This window comes from uncultured Marivita sp., assembly GCF_947488135.1.
In the GTDB taxonomy this organism is placed as follows: Bacteria; Pseudomonadota; Alphaproteobacteria; order Rhodobacterales; family Rhodobacteraceae; genus Marivita.
In genome coordinates this window covers 428,130-448,265 of the sequence record NZ_CANKYW010000001.1, presented here as the reverse complement: position 1 = coordinate 448,265, position 20,136 = coordinate 428,130, and the positions used below count along the sequence as shown (strand labels likewise).

At 60.6% G+C, this 20,136-nt stretch carries 17 protein-coding genes and 1 pseudogene; 9 read left to right on the top strand and 9 right to left on the bottom strand.

Annotation, left to right across the window (positions count from 1 at the left end; translation table 11 throughout):
- Positions 1 to 78: 78 nt before the first annotated feature.
- From argB to Q1B16_RS02185, 3 genes are read left to right on the top strand one after another with little or no spacing between them, the layout of a single operon-like run.
- Complete coding sequence (argB, locus tag Q1B16_RS02195) at positions 79 to 948, top strand: acetylglutamate kinase (protein WP_299784473.1); 870 nt, start codon at positions 79 to 81, stop codon at positions 946 to 948.
- 2 nt (positions 949 to 950) lie between these two features.
- On the top strand, positions 951 to 1,601 hold the full coding sequence (locus Q1B16_RS02190; protein ID WP_366140125.1) for a ferredoxin: 651 nt from the start codon (positions 951 to 953) through the stop codon (positions 1,599 to 1,601).
- Between the two features lie 29 nt (positions 1,602 to 1,630).
- Positions 1,631 to 2,134 carry a histidine phosphatase family protein gene (locus tag Q1B16_RS02185; protein ID WP_299784469.1) on the top strand — a complete coding sequence of 168 codons (504 nt, stop codon included), beginning with the start codon at positions 1,631 to 1,633 and terminating at the stop codon, positions 2,132 to 2,134.
- Positions 2,135 to 2,188: 54 nt separating this feature from the next.
- On the opposite strand, the gene Q1B16_RS02180 is transcribed toward Q1B16_RS02185, so the two are convergent.
- From Q1B16_RS02180 to crcB, 7 genes are all read right to left on the bottom strand, one after another.
- Positions 2,189 to 2,974 carry an amino acid ABC transporter ATP-binding protein gene (locus Q1B16_RS02180; RefSeq protein ID WP_299784467.1) on the bottom strand — a complete coding sequence of 262 codons (786 nt, stop codon included), beginning with the start codon at positions 2,972 to 2,974 and terminating at the stop codon, positions 2,189 to 2,191.
- A 48-nt stretch (positions 2,975 to 3,022) separates the two neighbouring features.
- Positions 3,023 to 4,318 (bottom strand): amino acid ABC transporter permease, encoded by a 1,296-nt coding sequence (locus Q1B16_RS02175; protein ID WP_299784465.1) that lies wholly within the window; start codon positions 4,316 to 4,318, stop codon positions 3,023 to 3,025.
- Position 4,319: 1 nt separating this feature from the next.
- Positions 4,320 to 5,534, bottom strand: a complete 1,215-nt coding sequence (locus tag Q1B16_RS02170) for an ABC transporter permease subunit (RefSeq protein WP_299784463.1) — start codon at positions 5,532 to 5,534, stop codon at positions 4,320 to 4,322.
- A 128-nt stretch (positions 5,535 to 5,662) separates the two neighbouring features.
- Positions 5,663 to 6,682 (bottom strand): amino acid ABC transporter substrate-binding protein, encoded by a 1,020-nt coding sequence (locus Q1B16_RS02165; RefSeq protein ID WP_299784461.1) that lies wholly within the window; start codon positions 6,680 to 6,682, stop codon positions 5,663 to 5,665.
- 175 nt (positions 6,683 to 6,857) lie between these two features.
- Complete coding sequence (locus tag Q1B16_RS02160; protein WP_299784459.1) at positions 6,858 to 7,580, bottom strand: ATP12 family protein; 723 nt, start codon at positions 7,578 to 7,580, stop codon at positions 6,858 to 6,860.
- Between the two features lie 97 nt (positions 7,581 to 7,677).
- Positions 7,678 to 8,724, bottom strand: coding sequence for an RluA family pseudouridine synthase (locus Q1B16_RS02155; RefSeq protein WP_299784457.1), 1,047 nt, complete (start codon positions 8,722 to 8,724; stop codon positions 7,678 to 7,680).
- Positions 8,721 to 9,101 (bottom strand): fluoride efflux transporter CrcB, encoded by a 381-nt coding sequence (gene crcB / locus Q1B16_RS02150; RefSeq protein ID WP_299784455.1) that lies wholly within the window; start codon positions 9,099 to 9,101, stop codon positions 8,721 to 8,723. The genes Q1B16_RS02155 and crcB overlap by 4 nt, the downstream gene beginning before the upstream one ends.
- 101 nt (positions 9,102 to 9,202) lie before the next feature.
- On the opposite strand from crcB, the gene Q1B16_RS02145 reads away from it, so the two are divergent.
- Positions 9,203 to 10,567 (top strand): multicopper oxidase family protein, encoded by a 1,365-nt coding sequence (locus tag Q1B16_RS02145; protein ID WP_299784454.1) that lies wholly within the window; start codon positions 9,203 to 9,205, stop codon positions 10,565 to 10,567.
- Between the two features lie 4 nt (positions 10,568 to 10,571).
- Here the strand turns inward: Q1B16_RS02145 and Q1B16_RS02140 are convergent, their stop codons facing one another.
- Together Q1B16_RS02140 and Q1B16_RS02135 are read right to left on the bottom strand one after the other, a co-directional pair.
- Positions 10,572 to 11,876, bottom strand: a complete 1,305-nt coding sequence (locus Q1B16_RS02140) for a replication-associated recombination protein A (RefSeq protein WP_299784452.1) — start codon at positions 11,874 to 11,876, stop codon at positions 10,572 to 10,574.
- Between the two features lie 3 nt (positions 11,877 to 11,879).
- Positions 11,880 to 13,235: a trypsin-like peptidase domain-containing protein gene (locus tag Q1B16_RS02135; protein WP_299785962.1), complete on the bottom strand. Its 1,356-nt coding sequence runs from the start codon at positions 13,233 to 13,235 to the stop codon at positions 11,880 to 11,882.
- A 495-nt stretch (positions 13,236 to 13,730) separates the two neighbouring features.
- Between Q1B16_RS02135 and Q1B16_RS02130 the strand changes: the two are divergent.
- From Q1B16_RS02130 to Q1B16_RS02110, 5 genes and pseudogenes are all read left to right on the top strand, one after another.
- Positions 13,731 to 14,656, top strand: a pseudogene (locus Q1B16_RS02130) (IS110 family transposase).
- A gap of 470 nt (positions 14,657 to 15,126) precedes the next feature.
- Entirely contained in the window at positions 15,127 to 15,402 is a 276-nt protein-coding gene (locus Q1B16_RS02125) for a hypothetical protein (RefSeq protein WP_299784450.1), read from the top strand.
- 229 nt (positions 15,403 to 15,631) lie between these two features.
- Entirely contained in the window at positions 15,632 to 17,281 is a 1,650-nt protein-coding gene (locus Q1B16_RS02120; protein WP_299784448.1) for a hypothetical protein, read from the top strand.
- Between the two features lie 4 nt (positions 17,282 to 17,285).
- Positions 17,286 to 18,224: a phospholipid phosphatase gene (locus Q1B16_RS02115; RefSeq protein ID WP_299784446.1), complete on the top strand. Its 939-nt coding sequence runs from the start codon at positions 17,286 to 17,288 to the stop codon at positions 18,222 to 18,224.
- 12 nt (positions 18,225 to 18,236) lie between these two features.
- Positions 18,237 to 19,862, top strand: coding sequence for a S8 family serine peptidase (locus tag Q1B16_RS02110; RefSeq protein WP_299784444.1), 1,626 nt, complete (start codon positions 18,237 to 18,239; stop codon positions 19,860 to 19,862).
- Positions 19,863 to 20,136 lie beyond the last annotated feature (274 nt).

Genomic DNA, 20,136 nt, shown 5'->3' with positions numbered 1-20,136 from the left:
AATCGGCTTGCCTCCTGATCGGGCATGTCGCACACAAGGTCAGGGTCAGGCCGCGTTCTGGCAAGGATGAACAACCAGATGAAATCCCGAGATATGAACCACGACTGGATCGCAACCGCCCGCACCTTGTCCGAGGCCCTGCCCTATATGCAGCGCTACGCGGGGGCGGTCGTCGTCGTGAAATTCGGCGGCAACGCGATGGGCGACGATGACGCGATGGCTGAATTTGCGCGCGATATCGTTCTGATGCGCCAGGTCGGGATCAACCCGATCGTGGTGCACGGAGGCGGGCCGATGATCAACGACATGCTGACCAAGCTGGGCATCCAATCGGAATTCGTGCGCGGCAAGCGGGTCACGGACAAGGCCACTGTGCAGGTCGTGGAAATGGTGCTGACCGGTCTGGTCAACAAGCGCATCGTGCAGGCGATCATGGACGAAGGTGGACGCGCCGTAGGCCTGTCGGGTAAGGATGATGACCTCATGGTCTGCGAGGCGGATGACCCGGAACTAGGGTTCGTCGGCCGCCCGGTCGAGATGAATCCGCAGGTTCTGCGCGATCTGTTCAAGGCGGGCATCATCCCGGTCGTGGCCCCGGTCGCGACAGGGATGCAACCGAACGAGACATTCAACGTCAATGGTGATACCGCTGCCGGAGCGATTGCCGGGGCGTTGAAGGCCGACCGGCTTTTGCTGTTGACCGATGTCAGTGGCGTGAAGGACGGCAGCGGCAATGTCGTCACCTCCATGACCCCGGAGGAAGTGACCGCCATGATCGAGGATGGCACGATCGCGGGCGGTATGATCCCGAAAACCGAAACTGCGCTAAAGGCCATCGAAGAGGGCGTGCGGGCGGTGGTTATCCTGGACGGTCGGGTGCCGAATGCCTGTCTTCTGGAGCTGTTCACCGAGCATGGCGCGGGGTCTTTGATCCGTCCCTTGCGGTGAGTGTGTCTGAACTGGACACGGCCGCCCGGTCGCTTGGTCTGGCGGTTCGGGGCGCGTTTCATCCCGGCGGCGGCGATGGCGCTCCTGCAGACACAGGTACACTGGTCCTGCTCGGCCCCGATGAGCCCAACTTCTGGGCGATCTTCACAGCATCGCCAGAGTATCGCGACGGGCAAGCGCATCCGTTGGACCGCTGGTCAAAGCGGGTGGTCAGCGAACTTGCGACGCCACTTGGCGGCACAGGTATCTTTCCTTATGACGGGCCACCTTACGCGCCCTTCCTGCTTTGGGCAGAGCGCACCGGCCAGAGCTGGCCGTCACCGGTGGGGCTCCTGGTCCATGATACGGCGGGTCTTTTCATCAGCTTTCGCGCGGCCCTCGCACTGCGTGAGAGGATTGAACTTCCGTTATCCCCACTCCGCGCCCCCTGCGACAGCTGCGCCGGGACACCTTGCAAGACCGCCTGCCCGGTCGGAGCCTTGGTCGAGGGACAGGCCTACGATGTACCCGCCTGCATGGCGCATATCAGGTCGCCCGAGGGAGCAGCGTGTCGCGAGGGATGCCTGGTGCGCCGGGCCTGTCCGGTCTCGCAAAGGTTCGGGCGCCTGCCGGAACAATCCGCTTTCCACATGCGGGCATTTTTGGGAGAGTGATCCAACGTCCAACGAAAGGCCGCGTCCTCGTGAAACGATTGATCCTCATGCGACATGCGAAATCGGACTGGTCGGCGACCGGCGATGATCACAGCCGTCCGTTGAATACGCGTGGACAGCAAAGCGCACCGGCGATGGGCGCATGGCAGGTTGCGCAGGGTTGGGTGCCGGACGAGGTTCTGTGCTCGACCGCCACCCGCACGCGTCAGACGCTCGATCTGCTTGATCTGCCCGAATGTCCCACGCGTTTCGAGCGGGCGTTGTATCTCTCCGAAGCCGAGGACATCCTGTCGGTCTTACAAACCGCCTCTGCCGACACGGTGCTGTTGCTGGGGCACAACTACGGCATCGCGGACTGCGCACATCAACTGGTGTCGTCGGCGCCAGACCATTCGCGCTTTTCGGATTACCCGACCTGCGCGACTACCCTGGTTTCGTTCGACGTTGATGACTGGGCGGATGTGCGTATGGGCATGGGCCGATGCGACGGTTTTGCTGTGCCGCGCGAAGTGATTGCCACAGGAACGCCCTGAACGCAAAACGCCCCGGACATCCTCCGGGGCGTTTCGTTCAACAGGTGGCGTCTTTTAGTGGCCTAGGATCTGGCTCAGGAAAAGCTTGGTGCGTTCGTTCTGCGGATTGTTGAAGAACTCTTCGGGTTCGTTCTGCTCCACGATCTGACCCGCGTCCATGAAGATCACGCGGTTCGCGACCTGACGGGCGAAGCCCATTTCGTGCGTCACGCAGAGCATCGTCATACCCTCTTCGGCAAGGCTCACCATCGTATCGAGCACCTCCTTGATCATCTCGGGGTCGAGCGCCGATGTCGGTTCGTCGAACAGCATGATCCGGGGCTTCATGCAGAGCGAACGGGCGATCGCCACGCGCTGCTGCTGACCGCCTGACAATTGACCGGGGTACTTGTTGGCCTGCTCGGGGATTTTGACCTTTTCGAGGAAGTGCATCGCCGTTTCCTCGGCCTCGCGCTTGGGTGTCTTGCGGACCCAGATCGGGGCGAGCGTGCAGTTTTCCAGGATGGTTAGGTGCGGGAACAGGTTGAAGTGCTGGAACACCATCCCGACCTCGGAGCGGATCGTGTCGATGTTCTTGATGTCGTTGGACAGCAAGGTGCCATCGACGGTGATCGAGCCCTTCTGGTGTTCCTCGAGCGCGTTGATGCAGCGGATGAGCGTGGATTTGCCGGATCCGGACGGGCCCGCGATGACAATCCGTTCGCCGCGATAGACCGTAAGGTCGATGTCGCGCAGAACGTGGAACGTGCCGTACCACTTGTTCATGTTCTGGATCTGGATCGCCACCTCATCCGAGACCGTACGATCCACGGGGGCGTTTTGAAGCATTGTTTCAGCCATTGTCAGGCCTCCTGATTATTACCCTAGCGCTTTTGCGACTTGAGGGCTTTATCGATGATCGGTGGCAAGCTGACGCTCGAGCCACTGCGAATATTTGGAAATGCTGAAGCAGACGATGAAGAACACGAAGACCGCAAAGCCCCAGAGTTCCCAATACACGCCGTTCCATTCAGTCGAGGCAAGGATCGGGCCGCGGATCATGCCCACGAGATCGAACATCGAAATGACCGACACAAGCGTGGTGTCCTTGAAGAGGCCCACCGCGACGTTCACGATCCCGGGGATGGAAATCTTCAGCGCCTGTGGCAGGATGATCAGCCGCATCGCTTGCGCGTAATCAAGACCAAGGCTGTCCGCCGCCTCGTACTGCCCGCGCGGAAGCGCCGCGAGGCCGCCTCGGATGACCTCGGCGATGTAGGCCGATGCGAACATCGTGATCATTATGATCACGCGCAGAACAAGGTCGATGTTCGACCCCGGCGGGAAGAAATAGGCCAGAACCACGTTCGCCACGAAGAGCAACGTGATGAGCGGCACACCCCGGATGAATTCGATGAAGATCACGCAGATCCATTTGATGATCGGCATTGAGGACTGACGCCCAAGAGCGAGAAGGATGCCGAACGGCAGCGACAGCGACACGCAGACCGTGCCGAGGATCATGTTGAGCATGAACCCCCCAAGGTTGCGCGACTGAACGGCCTCAAGTGCCAAGACATCGGGCATCGACGCAGGGATGATGCCCCCGGCCCAGATGACAACGATCGTCGCCACGGCGCCCGCGAGCAGGCCCATTGCAAAGCTTTGGCGTTCGAATTGCTTGAACGCGAAGTAGCCTGCGATCAGACCCGCCAGCACCATCAGCGGAATAAGAAGCGTCCCGCCCCAGATCAGCCAATAGGCGACGAACGGGTAAAGGCCGGTGACGATCAACAACTGTCGAGCTGCCTTTGGGTAGAGCACCGGAACGAGAGCCAAGATCAGCCCGAAGAACGCCAGCGTCGGGCGCCAATAGGCGTCGGACGGGTATTGGAACCCGAACAGCAATTGGTTCCAGCGTTCGGTCAGGACCGAGAAACAGGCCCCGGTCATGCCGCCCAGCATTTCGCGGCATTCCGCAAGCGAACTGGTGGTCCAGATACCGTTGGCAAACCAGGGATACGCGCCGCTGACGATCTTGTAGATGAAGTAGAGCGAGACAATCGTCAGGAGCGAGTTGAACCAGCCCTTGAAAAGGTTTTCCCGCATCCATTTGATGACGCCCGCCTCGGATGCGGGGGGCGGTTGCTCGGGCAGCATGGTGTCCCTGACGAAGGCAACTGTCTGTGCGTGTGTGTCCGACATCTCAGCGCTCCTTCAGTCTTACGGCGTTGTTGTAGACGTTCATGATCGCCGAAATCGCAAGAGAGATGGCGAGGTAGAACAACATCAACAGGAAGATCGCTTCGATCGCGCGGCCCGTCTGATTGAGCGTGATGCCCCCCAGCGTCCCGGTGAGATCCATGTACCCCACGGCAATCGCCAGCGACGAGTTCTTGGTGAGGTTCAGGTATTGCGAAATCAGCGGCGGGATGATGACACGCAGCGCTTGCGGCAGAACGACAAGGTTCATGATCCGACGCGGGCGCAGGCCCAGAGATGCGGCGGCCTCTGTCTGGCCCTTGCTCACGGCAAGGATCCCGGCGCGCACGTTCTCGGCGATGAAGGCCGCGGTGTAGATGGACAAGGCGAACCAGAGCGCAATCAGGGAGTTGCGCATGAAGATGCCGCCCTGGAAGTTGAAGCCCTGAAGCGACGGGTAATCCAGAGTGATCGGTCGGCCCATGACGAAGTAGGCAAGGATGACCGGGATAAAGAAGATCGCAATCGACGGCCAGAGTGTCGGGATCAGTTGGCCACGGTCGTAGAGGGCTTTCTTGGCATAGTTGCGGAACGCGAAGATACCCGCGATCGAGGCGAGGAACACGGCAACCACCACACCGGAGCCCGGACCGAAGATCGGAGCCGGCGAGTAGAAGCCACGCCCTGTGAAGGCGAAGGCCCCAAGCACCATCGACGCCTCGGCATCTTCACCGCGGAAATCGCGGGGCTGCGGCAACACGGCGATGAAGATCGCCATGATGATCAGGATCCAGATCAGCACCGGAACGTTGCGGAAAATCTCGACATAGATCGACATCAGCTGGCGCACGAGCCAGTTGTTGCTCAGGCGCATGACGCCGACGAACACGCCGATCACCGTGGCCATGAGGCAGCCCAGAAGCGCGACGAGCAGCGTGTTCAGAACGCCGACCAGTGACGCCTGCCAATGGGTGGACTGGCTGGTATACGGGATCAGGGTCTGGTTGATGTCGTACCCGGCGGGTTCCCCGAGAAACTGATATGAAATATTCAGGCCGGCGGCTTGCAGATTGGCAATAAGGTTCAGGCCAAGATACGCGAAGGCCACGATCAATAGGACCAGCGCTATGAATTGGAACGTGTACGACCGGTAACGCGTGTCGTTGATCAGCATAGACAGCCGAAACGACCCCGCCGGTGGGTCTGTAATTGTCGACATTCTCTTATCCCTGTTTTTCCGGAGTTCGCTGGCGGCACTTCACGTGCTCTGATGCCGTCTCCGAAGGCTTGTTCTTTGATTTGAAAAAGGGCGCGGAGTGATCCGCGCCCTTTTCCGAAGTTTCGATCTTAGCGGAAGGGCGGGCTGTAGAGCAGGCCGCCTTCGGTCCACTGTGCGTTGAGACCGCGTGCCAGACCGATCGGTGTGTTCTCACCGATGTTCTTCTCGAAGAGTTCACCGTAGTTGCCGCCGGCAGCGATGGCGCGAACAGCCCAGTCGGCATCGAGGCCAAGCATTTCGCCCAGCGTGCCTTCTGTGCCCAGCAGACGGTTGACTTCGGGGTTTTCACCCGCTGCCGATGCCAGTTCTTCGACGTTTGCGGATGTGACACCCAGTTCCTCGGCCGCGATCAGCGCGTTGAGGACCCAGCGGTTGATATCACCCCATTGGTTGTCGCCGTGACGCACGAGCGGGCCCAGCGGTTCTTTCGAGATGATTTCCGGCAGAACGACGTGGTCGCCCGGGTTTTCAAACGCGGCGCGTGTCGCGGCAAGGCCGGATGCGTCGGTCGTGTAGACGTCGCACGCCCCTTCGAGGTAGAGCGGCTGCGCTTCGGCGTTGGTTTCGATCGGAACCGGCTCGTAGCTGATGTTGTTCTTGCGGAAGTAGTCCGCGAGGTTCAGCTCGGTCGTGGTGCCGGTCTGGATGCAGACTGTCGCGCCGTCGAGTTCCTTGGCAGAGGACACGCCCAGTTCTTTCGGAACCATGAAGCCCTGACCGTCGTAATAGTTGATGCCAACGAACTCGAAGCCGAGGTCGACATCGCGCGAGAATGTCCAGGTTGTGTTACGTGCGAGCAGATCGATTTCACCCGAAGCAAGCGCGGTGAAGCGCGTCTTACCGGTTGTCGGGACGAACTCAACCGCGGTCGGGTCTCCGAGAACGGCAGCGGCAACAGCACGGCAAACGCCGACGTCGAAGCCTTCCCATTCGCCGTTTGCGTTCGGAGCTGCAAATCCGACGAGACCGGTGGTCACGCCGCAGTTCAGCTTGCCGCGCGCCTTCACGTCGTCAAGCGTGGCAGCAGACGCAACGCCAGCCGAAAGGCCAGCCGCGGTCATCGCGCCAAGAATTGCAATTTTTTTCATGTTTACCTCTTCCTGTTAGCCCGCGCGTTGCGCGCGGTTTACGAGCGAATGTCCGCCCATGCTACGAAAGTAGGGTGAACCCTACCGACGATGGAGTCAATTTTGTTAGGATTCACGCGCAGAGGTCAAGCCGAATAGCCTAATTTTTGACCAGAGCCTCTGACTTTCCCTTGCGTCAGGATGCGCTTTGCCTGTCGATCAATCGCATGAAACGGTCGGCGTGCAAAAAGGCGGCCTTCTTCAACTCGGCCATCTCGTGAGCCTCATCATCCCTGCCCCATTGCTCTTCCTGCCAGGCTTCGTCGACCCTTGAGACTGCCCAGAGCTCGGTGGCCGGGACGGCTCGTTCCTTGGCGGCAAACCCGATCACCAGAGAGCCACTGATCGACACGAGATCGTGAAAGGCCGCCAGTTCGAATGCCGACATTTTGTGCACTCTGGTCCGGAGCTCGGACAGGGCCGCCGGATCCTGCGGCTCGTGGATAACGCCAACGCGAGGCACCAGACGGGCATTCAACGCCTGCGCGGCCCAGTCCAGAAGCGGATCCCATTGCTGGTTCTGTCGGGCGACCAGTTCGTCGGGCGCGTCGGCCCGGTAGCACAGAAGATCGCTGTCCCCGTATTCGGCGAGCATATCGGCAACTTCGGAACGTTGGATCGACACCTTATCCACAGCTGCATTCGCCATGCGGGTGAACGGCATCGTGCGCGGATCGATGCGATCTTCCTGCGCGTCGAACTCGGCGGCGATTTCCTGTGCCAACGCGGCACTCGGAACGTGAAGAACGGCCTTGGCCGGGGTTCGCACGGGACGACTGTCAAGAACCACGCCATAGCCGCCAGGGACTTCGACGGTATCGGCGGTTTTCCAGAAACGTTTGGGGGCCCATTCGCTCATGAGTGGTTCTCCCTTCAGGCAGGTCTTTGGGTAGCTGGCCGTCCGCCGAAGCTGACCGTGACGGAAACAGTCTGCGTCAAACGCGACGTCGAGAGGATCATTCGTCGATTTCCTCGAACGGATCGGCAGGTACATCGCGCGGGTCCCACTGAAGGAACCCCCAGGTGCGCTGCATATGCTCGGGCAGAGGCGCGGTGATGGTCACTTTCGATCCGGTCACCGGATGCTTGAACGAAAGCGAACGTGCATGAAGATGAAGCTTGTTGCTTACCGCGCCGCCCATCATGGCACCCCACCCGTCGCCGAGGTTCTCCTGACCCGATCCGCCGTATTTTCCGTCACCGATAATCGGATGTCCCAAGGCTGCCATATGAGCGCGTAGCTGATGCGTCCGCCCGGTGACAGGGACCAACGCCACCCACGCCGCCCGTTTGGCAAGCGCGCTCAGCACCGCGTAATCGGTGGTTGCGTGTTTTGCGCCTTCGGTCGTGGCCACTTCGCGCGGATGCAGGACGCGCATCTTCTCGTTTTCGCCGCCTTTGCCGTGGCCGGGCGCCTTGACGAGACCGAACTTGATCGTGCCCATCGGCGGGGTGGGAACGCCGGCGACGGCGGCCCAGTAGATCTTGCGGGTTTCACGCGCACGGAAGGCTTCGGTCAAGGCACCGGCAACTGCCCTCGTGCGAGCGAGCAAGAGCACCCCCGACGTGTCCTTGTCGAGCCGGTGTACAAGGCGCGGCTTTTCATCGAGACCGAAGGTCAACGCCTCGGCGAGACCGTCGACATGGCGGGTCTGCTTGCTGCCACCTTGGGTCGGCAGGCCCGGTGGCTTGTTCAGCGCGATGATGTGGTCGTCCTTGTATAGGACCAACGCCTTCATCATGGCGGCATCCTTGTCGGACACGCTGGGTTTCGGGCGGGACTTGACCTCACCGGGTTCCGGCAGAGGCGGGATGCGCACCTCCTGCCCGGTGGCCAGTCGCGTGCTGGCCTTGACCCGGCCTCCGTCTACACGAAGCTCGCCTTTGCGGCACATCTTTTCGATACGGCCCTGCCCCAGATGCGGGAACAGCCGTTTCAGCCAGCGATCCAGCCGCTGATCCGCGTCCCCTGGCCCAACTGTGATTTTCTGAACCTGGCTCATGCAAGGACACTCCGCGCAGCCAAAAGGCCGACCGCCAACGCGCCGACCGAAAGGCCGACCGACAGGGTGATATATAGAGCCGCTGATCCGAGTTGCCCGCGTTCGATCAACGTCATCGTTTCCAGCGAAAACGCCGAAAACGTGGTGAACCCGCCAAGCACACCCGTCATCACGAAGGGCGACAGATGCGTCAGCCCGCGATGCGCAGCGGCCACAACGAAGACCCCCATCAGGAACGACCCGACGACATTGACCGTCAGGATCGCGACCGGGAAATCGCCATGCCCGAACAGGCGCAGAACGCCCAGCCCGGTGAGGTAGCGAAGGCTCGCACCAAGAGCGCCGCCAAGGGCCACGAGTGTCAGGGTGGTCAACATGCACGCTCTGTCGCGCGCGGCCTGGGGGATGTCAAGCAAAGCCCCGTTGCGCTTTAGCTAGCGTCAGCTACCTTTCGTTCATCGTTTTGAAGGGGACATCTATGGATCGTCGTCAGTTCATCGGCAGTCTTGCAGCCGCGCCGCTGCTGTCATCGGCATCACTTGCGCAACCAGCCACGCAGAGACTGATCGCGGCTCCGCATCGGCAACAGGTTCTTCCGGCAGAATATCCCGAAACCGATCTTTGGGCCTTTGACGCAGCGTTTCCCGGTCGTCCGCTGAGGGCGCGGCAGGGGGATCGTCTGACCATCGACGTGGAGAATACGCTGCCGCAAGCCACCGCCGTGCATTGGCACGGGTTGCGTCTGGACAACGCGATGGATGGTGTGCCGGGCCTGACGCAAGCGCCCATCGGGACCGGCGAGGTGTTCGCCTATGATTTCGCCCTGCCCGATGCGGGCACCTATTGGTATCACAGCCACGCCAAGAGCATGGAGCAGGTCGAGCGCGGACTGTACGGCCCCTTGATCATCGACGAAACCGATCCGCCGGATGTCGATCAGGATCTGACATTCGTTCTCGATGATATCCGGCTCAACCAGGACGGCACACTCGCCGCATTCGACAATTTTCACGATCTCAGCCATGCAGGCCGGATCGGAAACCTGTGGCTTGCCAATGGTCTGATCGACCCGGCCTACCCCGTCAAACGCGGTGAGCGTCTGCGGTTACGGCTTATCAGCGCCGCCAATGCGCGCACCTTCACCCTGGGGCTTATGGGAGTGGAGGGTTGGGTGGTCGCGCTGGACGGGATGCCGCTTGCCCAGCCCCAGCGGATACCCGAGGAACTGGTCCTTGCCCCGGCCCAACGGGTTGATCTGATCGTCGATGTCACCTCGGCCGAGGATGAGGCGGTTCTGGTGACTTACGAACGCAACGGGGGATACGCGATCGCGCGCTTCCCGATCTCAGGCCCGGCCGTCGCGACACGCGACAGGATTGATGCACTGCCGCCCAACCCGGACTATCCCATCGACCTTGCCAATGCGCGCACCGCGACCTTGTTGGTCGAAGGCGGCGCGATGGGCGGCATGCGCGCCGCGCGCGTGGACGGGCAAGAACTGGACGCCCGAGACTTGGCCGGGCGGGGTCTTTTCTGGGCACTCAATGGTGTTGCCGGGCGGCCTGACGCGCCGTTGCTGGATCTCTCCCTTGGCGAAAGCGTCCGTATCGGGATGGCAAATGACACCGCGTTTCCGCACGCCATGCATCTGCACGGGATGCATTTCTCCGAAGTATACGAGGATGGTAGGCTCGGCCCGCTGCGCGACACCGTCTTGCTCAACCCGCAGGAAACCCGCGAGATCGCGTTTCAGGCGCACAATCCCGGTGATTGGCTGTTACACTGTCACATGCTGGCCCACCATCAGGCCGGGATGGGCACATGGATCAGGGTCACGGCGTGACGGATCACCCGTTCCGCTTGGACCGCAGGCGCGCGAAATAGTCGAGCCGTTTTTTCAGGTCCCGCTCGAACCCGCGTTCGACGGGTGCGTAGAACTCGGACCGGCCCATGCTTTCGGGGAAATAGTCCTGTCCTGAGAACCCATCCTCGGCGTCGTGATCGTAGGCATAGCCCGACCCGTAGCCTTGTTCTTTCATCAGCTTGGTCGGTGCGTTGAGAATGTGCTTGGGCGGCACCAGCGATCCGGTCGTCTTGGCGGCACGGCGCGCGGCTTTGTAAGCGGCATAGACGGCGTTCGATTTCGGAGCCAGGGCGATGTAGACAAGCGCCTGCGCAATCGCCAATTCGCCCTCGGGGCTGCCAAGCCGTTCGAAGGTTTCCCAGCTTTGCAGGCAGACCGCCTGCGCCTGCGGATCGGCAAGGCCGATATCTTCGACCGCCATCCGGGTAATGCGGCGCGCGAGGTAACGGGGATCTTCCCCCGCATCCAGCATCCGCGCGAACCAGTAGAGCGCCGCGTCCGGGTCGGACCCGCGCACCGACTTATGCAGCGCCGAGATCAGGTTGTAATGCGCATCACCGGATTTGTCGTATTGCGCGGCCCGCTTCATCAGACGTTGCGCCAGCGCCGCACTATCCAGCTTTTTGTCCGTTTTCCACGCCATCACCTGTTCGATCAGGTTGAGCAGCGCACGCCCGTCGCCATCCGCCATCTCGAGCAGGTTCTCCCGCGCCGGGCCATCAAGCGGAAGGGTGCGGTCCAGTTCCACTTCGGCCCTCTGCGCAAGCCTTTCAAGATCGGCCAGGTCAAGCCGCTCGAGCACCAGAACCTGGGCCCGGCTGAGCAGAGCGGCGTTCAACTCGAAGGACGGGTTTTCCGTAGTGGCACCGACCAGAAGGATCGTGCCGTCTTCCATATGCGGCAGAAAGCTGTCCTGCTGCGCCTTGTTGAAACGGTGGATTTCGTCCACGAAAAGCAGCGTCCCCTGTCCTGCCTTGCGCCGTTGCTTGGCCGCATCGAACACCTTGCGCAGTTCCGGAACGCCCGAGAAAATGGCGCTGATCTGAACGAAATGAAGATCGGTTTCATCCGCCAGCAGCCGCGCGATCGTGGTTTTTCCCACGCCGGGTGGCCCCCAGAAGACAACCGACCCAAGGCTGCCCGCCTCGAGCATCACGGTCAGCGGCGCCTCCGGCCCGATCACCTGCGATTGCCCGATTACTTCGGACAATTTCCTGGGCCGGAGCCGATCCGCCAGTGGCCGCGGCGCGTCGTCAGGCGTGTCATCGGTATCGAAAAGATCCGCCACCGGTCAGGCCCGGAACCGCAGGATCAGGCGTTGTCCTCGGCGTTCTGCCTGAATGGCGATGCTGGGAGCGGCGCGGCGCAAGGCCGGGCCGATATCATCGGGATGGGTAATCGCGATGCGCCCGATGCCCCGCAGGATGTCGCCGGTTTGCAGCCCGACGCGCCGCCCCAAAGGGCCCGGGTCAACGACCACCACGCCCTCGGCGGTCAAAGGAAGGTTCAGGTCTGCGGACACCGCCGGGTTGATCCGCGCGACTTCGAGGCCGGTCAGCACCTCGCGCTCTCCCAGAACGCGCGCGTCTCGCGGGGGATCGTCGGGCGGCGCGATCAGCGCCACCGTCGCGCGCTTCAACGCGCCCTCGTGCAGGTAGCCCATGTCGACTGTCTTGCCTAAGCCCCGCACCGACATGCGGAACACCATCTCGGCGGGGGTGTTCACGGGCTGGCCCGCGACCTCGACGACGACATCGCCTACGGTCATTCCGGCTGCTGACAAAGGACTGGCGGGGTGCAGCGCCGTGAGGATCACGCCCTCGGGTCGTGACAGGCCCAGGCCGTCCGAGAGATCAGCGTCAACAGGCTGCCCCGTCGCGCCCGCCCAAGGGCGTTCGAACACCGTCTTGCCGTCGCGCGCCTGTTCAAGAAACTGCGCGACCAGCGCTGCCGGAATGGCAAAACCGATCCCGTTCGACCCGCCTGATCGGGTGAGAATGGAGGTGTTGATCCCGATCATGCGCCCCGCAATGTCGATCAGAGCGCCACCCGAATTGCCGGGATTGATGGGCGCATCGGTCTGGATGAAATACCCCCGTGCGCTGCCGGTCGCCGCACCGGATCGGGCAAGGCCCGACACGATCCCCGACGACACGGTCTGCCCCACGCCGAACGGATTGCCGATGGCAAGAACAAGCTCACCGACCTCGACCGTGTCACTGTCTCGGAATTCGAGAAAGGGCATATCCTCGGCGTCGACTTTCAGGATGGCAAGGTCGGAATCCTCGTCCCCGATCAGGACGCGCGCCTGGTATTCGCGGCGGTCATTGAGTACCACGCGGATGTCGTCAGCCTGCCCAACCACATGGTAGTTCGAAACCACGTAGCCGTCAGACGAAACGATCACCCCCGACCCAAGCGAGTTCTGCACACGGGGGCGAGTCGTTCCGAAATCACGGAACAAGCCGCCGAAGAACGGATCACCCTCGAACGGGCTACGCCGCGCCTGAACCACGCGGCGGGCGTAGATGTTTACGACCGCCGGAGCCGCCTCTTTGACCAGCGGCGCGAAGGACAGGCTGATTTCGGCGGCCGAAGTCGGCACGCGCGGCGCGTCCGATGTCTCGGCCGCGGCAAATCCGGCCAGAACAACGGCAAGAACCGTGAGAATGCGTCTTGTCACACCCATAGCCCGGATATGTCGAGTAAGGCCCGCGTTTGCAAGTCTGCGATGTTGTAAGGAAAAGGTGGCAGCCCGTAGGGGATTGCCATCAGCCCGAAAAACCCAAGGAATAAAGGCCGACGTGTCCCACCAATGCTGTAAGCACCATCTATGCGGAACAAAGGGTTAGGACTACAGTGTCCCACGCGGTAAATGCCGACAATATCGTAAAAAGGTTCTTTCCGACTTCATCGTGCTTCCGGCGTCGGTTAGTTCACTCGTCTCGTGGCGGATAGGGTCAGCAATCTTTTTAATGATGTCAGTCGGGTTGTTTCGCTCGGTCGAATGCCCACATCACACGCTCAATAGCGCGCAGACGTTCACCCCATGCAAGTTACCACCGTCGGCCTCGACCTGGCCAAGAACATCTTTTAAGCCCATGGAGTAACCGCGACCGAAGACGTTGCCTTCAACCGACCATTGAGATGGGCGCAGGTCCTGGCGTTATTCCAGTGCCTGGACCCTTGTTTTGTTGGCATCGAAGCCTGCGCATCGAGCCATCACCGGGCCCGAAAGCTTTCTAAGCTCGGTCACACTGTTCGACTGATGCCACCGGTGTACGTCAAGCCCTGCGTGAAGCAGAGCAATTCCGATACCGTTCATGCAGAGGCGATCTGCGAGGCGGTGACCCTTCCGACCATGCGCTTTGTCAAGATCTAGACCGAGCAGCAGCAGGCACTTCTATCGCTGCATCGCGCCCGGGATTTCGTCGTGCGCCAGCGTACGCAGCTGATCAACATGGTCCGGAGCCTTGCAGTGGAGTTCGGGATCACCATCGCTCATGGTGTCGCCCGTGCCATCGCGTTTGCAAAGTCCGTCTCGAATGCAGCCATACGCAATTGTCCGAGCTCGCGACGGACGTTCTGCGCGTCCTCAGCCGACAGCTGGTCGATCTGCACAATCGCCTCGACTGGTATGAAATCATGTTGCGCTTTCAAGTACGGCTCAGACGCCAGGCGCAACTCGTACAGACCATTCCTGGTGTGGGACCAGTGACAGCCTATGCCGTAGTTGCCACGATTGGCTTTGGCCGCCAATTCAAAAAGCGGACAAGAATTCGCCGCGTGGCTGGGGCTGACATCGCGCAACCACTCCCTTGGCGGCAAGGAGCAATTGGGAAAGATCACCAAAATGGGCGCTCGGTATCTGCGCCAGTCATCGTCATTGGCATGACATCGCGCGTGCGGCAAGTCGCCAACCACCCAGAGCGCGCCGATCCTTGGCAGACGAAGTTGTTGCAAAGGAAGCCAGCCCGGCTTGCAACCGTCGCCATGGCGAACAAGACGGCCCGGATCGTGTGGGCGGTCCTGACAAGGGACGAGCCCTACAAACTGCACGCCGCGTAAGTCGGCTCGCACCAAGAGATAGCAAGACCAACGATGTGATGGTATACACTTCAACCGCAACGATCAGGACGCTCCGCCGAATGTCCAGTGCGCAATTGCCCGCGAAGCAGATTGGAACCTTATCTGCGGATCCCATCAGGGCCAGCGGTAAGAACCGCGCAAACAGGCCGGACACAAGACAGCTTCGAAAAGGTACCTGCAATCTCATTTAAGCCTTGCTATGCGGAAGCCATCCACAACACGACATTCGCTGCGCCGGCGCGCAAGGTCAGCTTGGCGTATTGTCGCGCTGGTGGCCTCATGAAGGGTGAGTTCAACTGCCGGAAACGTGAGCGCAATAAAAAAGTCTACTGCCTATTCTCATTTTTTTCCCGGCGCAGTCGCCGTCTGCCTCACGGCTTCTTCCCGCCGTCAAAGGTATCGTTGATTTCAGTTCAGGCAGGGTGCCTGGACGACGAAAGCAAAGGAGAATGATGATGTTCATAAAAGCAACCCTTGTTGGTGTCGCTCTGGCTGTCGCGAGCCCGGCCTTCGCCGAACCCGGCGCAGTTTTGCGCAAGTCGCTCGATCTCGAGCCGGGGAAGTACTCGCTTAGCGAGCTCGGCCAGATTTACCAAACGCCGTCGGACGAGCGGGCTTTGCGCATGATGTTAATCGATCGCAAGAAGGCCGCGTTCCGCGATCAGGTTCGCCGCATCATCGAGGAGGAGAGGGCCTCACCCGTGGCGTCGACAGCGGTACGGTGAGCTTCATGTGGTCGGCGGTCTTGAAGGATTGCCGACCACGCCGAGCTCTCAAAGAAAATCCTTGGAGGTTGCATTCGCGAGTGGCTCCGGGCGGCAATCGAACGATTATGGAACCGGGAAAAAAACGGGAATTCTTGACGCAACGTCATCAATATTTTCACAACGGGATCGATTCGTGCGACAGTACTCTCAGTAATTCGAAGTTATTGAAGCGGATATTAGCCTTGCCATGGCCACCCATTTCAAACTGAAGCTTTTTGGGCCTTTGAGGCTCTGCACTCCCGACGGTGTGGATGTTACACCGCGCTCGGCAAAGGCTCAGGGACTTCTTGCGATCCTTGCATTATCGCATGGCCAACCCTGGAATAGGGCGGCTTTGCAGGATCTGCTATGGAGCGATCGCGGCCCTGCTCACGGACGCGACAGCCTGAAAAAGGCACTGTCCGAACTGCGGCACGCGCTTAATAGAGATGGCGAGTGTGAGGTGCTGCAGACAAGCGGCGGGCCGGTAGCGCTGGCTATTGATCGCCTGCGCGTCGACGTATTCCATGAGCCGCCAAGCGAGGCCTCCCCAGTACCACGACAAGAGCTGCTCGCCGGGATCGATATCCGGGATCCTCAATTTGAGGAGTGGCTCCGCCTCACCCGCCAGGGTCTGTCCCGGGATCCGTGTCTCGAGTCGGCAGTGCCGACGGTGCACAGGCAATGGCACCGCATGCACGTGGCCGTGTTGCCAACGCTGACTGCGGGGGGCGATCACGTCGCGCAACTGTTCGGCGGCTTGCTGCGCGGGCGCGTGATCGACTCGTTGCGGGCCTACGATGTTTACAAATTGCTGGACAGGCCCACCGCCGCCGAGGTCACTCGAGCCGAGGCAGACGCGTTTTTGAAGTTCGAATCGGTTTCGTGGGGATCGCGGGTCGTCATATCGATTTCATGCATGCGCGTCGCCGACCACGAAAGCCTCTGGGGTAGGCGTTTCGAGATCAATGCAAGCGGCGCGGAACGTGGCGCCTTTGCGGTCGCCGTTAACGAGATCACGGACCAGATCACCGATTGCCTGTTTCGAAAGGTGCCGCCGGTGCTGGGTGATGATCGCCTGGTTGCTGCGCGCGCGGCGATGGACGGGATTGCATCTATCTTCAAACTGACAAAACCCTCGCTCGAACGGTCTGCCGCGTCTTTCCGCAACGCCATCGAAATTGATCCTCGCGGTACCTATTTCGCATGGTATGCGTTTCTCAGCGCCTTCGAACTCGAGCGGACTCGCGGAAGGCGCGGAGCTGATCTCCGTGCGCACGCGGACACCTTGGCGCGCCGGGCGCTCGAAGAGGATCCGAATAATCCGCTTACACGCTCGCTTCTGACGCATGTCTACAGTTTCGTGTTCCGCGACTTTGAGCGTGCCGAGACAATCATTCGCCCGCTCGACAGTTGTCCGCCGGACAATGCGCTTTATTACCACAGCCGCGCGCTGCTGGGATATTACACCGGGCGGCTGTCTTCGGCCCGACATGATGCGAAACGCGCGGCGGCGCTCGGTCGAAATGGCCCCTACGGATACGGTCTCCTCACGGTTCGGTCCATCGTCGAGTTGGCAAGCGGACGACTGGATGAGGCCGCCCGCTTTGGCGAAGCAGCGCGGGCCGCCCAGAAGGGCTGTCAGAGCCAATTCCTGCCTAATCTTCGGTATCTGGTGGCCACGCACAGCCTACGCGGCGACATAAGGCGCGCCCGAGCCCGATTGAACGAACTGGACGAACAAGCTGGCGGTTTCAGCATAGACCAAATGCGCGAGTACGAATTTCCAATCCCTTCGGAAGGTGCGCGCGCCTTGTTGCTGGACGGATTCGAGCGATTGCGGAGCGTGGAGGTTTGACAAGATGAGTGGTGATGGAGATCGAACTGGATATGTCGAGAACAGGAGCCTGCGCCTGACACGGACGGGTGCATTGGTGACGATCCAAGTCGGCGAAGATCCTTTATCTGGGAACCGCAGCAGCGTCTCTCTGGTCCAGGCGCGGGCGCTGGGCGGTCCGAGAGCCATGGCCATGGCCATGGCCATGAGTAGGCCGCAGGCGATGGCCATGGCCATGCGTCCTGGCGCGATGGCGATGGCCATGGCAGCAGACAGCCAAAGCGTTCCGGCCTTTGGGGACGCAGTGCTTTCGACATGGATCGAACTGCGCGAGATCGCACTTCTTGACAGTGGAGACCGTGACACGCCGTCGAAGTACCCGTACGAGCGCCTGCCGCTGGCCTTGCCGCCGGGCCGTGAGCGAACGACGGAGGAAATTTACGAGCTGCACGAAAAGGAGCGGGCGCTGCGACGCGACCGCTTGCGCCAGTCTGAGGTCCGGCGGCAAATCACGGCAAACGATCCGATAGATCTACTGAGACCGCTTGGGATCGAAGAGTTTGCGAGTGCGTTTCCGGCGACGATCGATCTGATTCAAACCGTTCTGCAGGTCACGGAGCGCGTCGGATACGTGTTCAAGGCACGTTTCGCCCGCCCTCGCCCGAACGCAGTGGATCCGACGTTGCGGCCATTCCTGCCAAATCCGCCGCATGCATCCTATCCAAGCAATCATGCCTTCCAGTCGTTCTCGGTGGCCCACGCGATCAACCGCGCCATTCCCGAGATTCCCGGTGCGATAGAGCTTTTTCACGTCGCACAACGCATTGGCGAAAATCGGGAATATGCCGGATTGCATTACGAATCCGATACCCGGGCAGGCGAAGAGCTTGCCCGGATGTTCGCGCCGTATCTTTTTCAGGTATGCCGCTACAAGATGGCCGCCGCTCAGCGGGAATGGTATTGAAAGGGGGATGAGATGGCTAAAGGCGCCAAGAAATGCGAAATTGACGACGCTGGTCTGCACTACCTGTGGCATCTGATTGCAATCAATTTGATGACCGACATGGGCGAGTTCTTGGAAGGACAATTCCCCAAGGCCGGTACGCGGCCGGAGGATAGCGTCAAATGCGATGTCAAAGTGGCGATCATAGATAACGGAGCCTGCGACGAGCATCCGAACCTGCTTGGACTGCGGATGACGGAGCGCGCGGACTTCTCGAGCTGGGCGTCACTGACATCCTATTATGGGCACGAAAGCGAGCTCAACGAAACTCGCGTCAGCGGGCCGTTTGGCAAGGAAAAAGACTTTTTTCTGGTGCTTGCTCATCGCTACGGGTTCGACGCGGAAGGAGACGAAAAAGCTGCGCGCCGCAAGTTAATCGAGGTAGGCGTACCCGTGCCGGACCCAAGGCTGGACCCGGAAGGATCCGCCGCGCGTCCCAATGCGGTCGACCCTAATTTTCGCTTCGCCGCACATGGCACGGCTTGTGCGGGTCTTGTGGGCGCGAATGCGAACTTCGCTGACATCGTGCCGGCCAAAGATGACAAGAAGACAATGGGATGCAATGAAGTTAAAGAACCGGCTCCGGACGCTAAAGCGGATCCAGAACCCAGGAAACCGAATCCGAATGCCATTCGTTATTCCGGGGTCGACCCCTTCGCCAAGATTATCCCAATAAATACGGTCTACAGCCACGAATACTGGCCTCTGACTTCCGCGCTTCTGTACGCAATGCTTTGTGACGCAGACGTGATCCTGTTGCCGCGTTCGGTCGAGGACATGATCCCCGGGGAGGCCGAGTCCGACGATCCGCGCCTGACCCGCTTCCGAAACGATCGCGTGCGCGGTCGGCACAAGGATGTGTTCGAAGCATTACTTCGTGACGTCAGCCAAGAGATCCCTGTCGTCGTCGCTGCCGGCAACTCCGGCCCGGGGCCATTGGAATACCCTGCGCGGCTTTCCCAGGACAACAACGCCGCCCCGCAATTGATCGTGGTCGGGGCCGTAACGGCGTTTGGCCAGCGCGCGACCTATTGCGCTGGGCGAAGGCAGTTCGTGGGCGAAAGCATCGAAGACGAAGTTTTCATCTATGCGCCCAGTGACGATCGGGAAGAGATGTCAACAGATGATGTCCGATACGACGAGCTGTCATGGCGGGGCAGCAAGATTGGCGGGCCCGGATTGATCGGGAGCGGGCGATACTGCCCTTACAAGGTTCTCGCAATCGACACACCCGGTCCTTATGGATATGCGTCAGATCCCCATGAAAGCCGAGACCTCAACGATCCTGGTATCGACCCCGGCGCAAAGAATGAGCAAAAGCAATCGCAGAACCGGCCAGGGTCGCTCTATTCCCTGTTCGGCGGCACGTCGGCAGCGTCATCGATCGTCGCCGGCGTCGTCTCTCAAATGCATCGGGCCGCAGGGAGAAGGCTTTCGGCAGGCGAGGTGAGTTGTATTTTAAGGCGCACCTATATGACAGCCAAGGACGTCTCGGATCCAAATGCACAATCAGTCTTGCAGGAACACCCTGGCAAAATCACGAATGCAATTGACGCTAAAAAAGCTATCGAGACAGCGGCCACATATGCGTCGGGATAAGTGGGGTTTTCTGACCGACGACATAGACCTCGTTCCAGGCTGAGCGGCAAGCACTGACAGCGGGAAGATTGGCAGTAAGAGTGACGATTCCTTGGGGCCAGCGAACAAAACCTTATCGTCGGCCCGACGTAGGCGCCACACGATAACAAGCATCGCCGCCGCGGGCCCGCTCGGAGCGCGCTCCAAACGGTGTTACCGCGCAACCGAATGATAGCTTCGGAGAGCGCGCTCAAAGGTAAGCAAAAATGAGGGTTCCAACACGCAAGCCGAAACG

Coding starts and splice junctions, on each gene's coding strand:
- argB (WP_299784473.1), top strand. CDS start 79: ATGAAATCCCGAGATATGAACCACGACTGGATCGCAACCGCCCGCACC.
- Q1B16_RS02180 (WP_299784467.1), bottom strand. CDS start 2,974: ATGGCTGAAACAATGCTTCAAAACGCCCCCGTGGATCGTACGGTCTCG.
- Q1B16_RS02175 (WP_299784465.1), bottom strand. CDS start 4,318: ATGTCGGACACACACGCACAGACAGTTGCCTTCGTCAGGGACACCATG.
- Q1B16_RS02170 (WP_299784463.1), bottom strand. CDS start 5,534: ATGTCGACAATTACAGACCCACCGGCGGGGTCGTTTCGGCTGTCTATG.
- Q1B16_RS02165 (WP_299784461.1), bottom strand. CDS start 6,682: ATGAAAAAAATTGCAATTCTTGGCGCGATGACCGCGGCTGGCCTTTCG.
- Q1B16_RS02160 (WP_299784459.1), bottom strand. CDS start 7,580: ATGAGCGAATGGGCCCCCAAACGTTTCTGGAAAACCGCCGATACCGTC.
- Q1B16_RS02155 (WP_299784457.1), bottom strand. CDS start 8,724: ATGAGCCAGGTTCAGAAAATCACAGTTGGGCCAGGGGACGCGGATCAG.
- crcB (WP_299784455.1), bottom strand. CDS start 9,101: ATGTTGACCACCCTGACACTCGTGGCCCTTGGCGGCGCTCTTGGTGCG.
- Q1B16_RS02145 (WP_299784454.1), top strand. CDS start 9,203: ATGGATCGTCGTCAGTTCATCGGCAGTCTTGCAGCCGCGCCGCTGCTG.
- Q1B16_RS02125 (WP_299784450.1), top strand. CDS start 15,127: ATGATGATGTTCATAAAAGCAACCCTTGTTGGTGTCGCTCTGGCTGTC.
- Q1B16_RS02120 (WP_299784448.1), top strand. CDS start 15,632: ATGGCCACCCATTTCAAACTGAAGCTTTTTGGGCCTTTGAGGCTCTGC.
- Q1B16_RS02115 (WP_299784446.1), top strand. CDS start 17,286: ATGAGTGGTGATGGAGATCGAACTGGATATGTCGAGAACAGGAGCCTG.
- Q1B16_RS02110 (WP_299784444.1), top strand. CDS start 18,237: ATGGCTAAAGGCGCCAAGAAATGCGAAATTGACGACGCTGGTCTGCAC.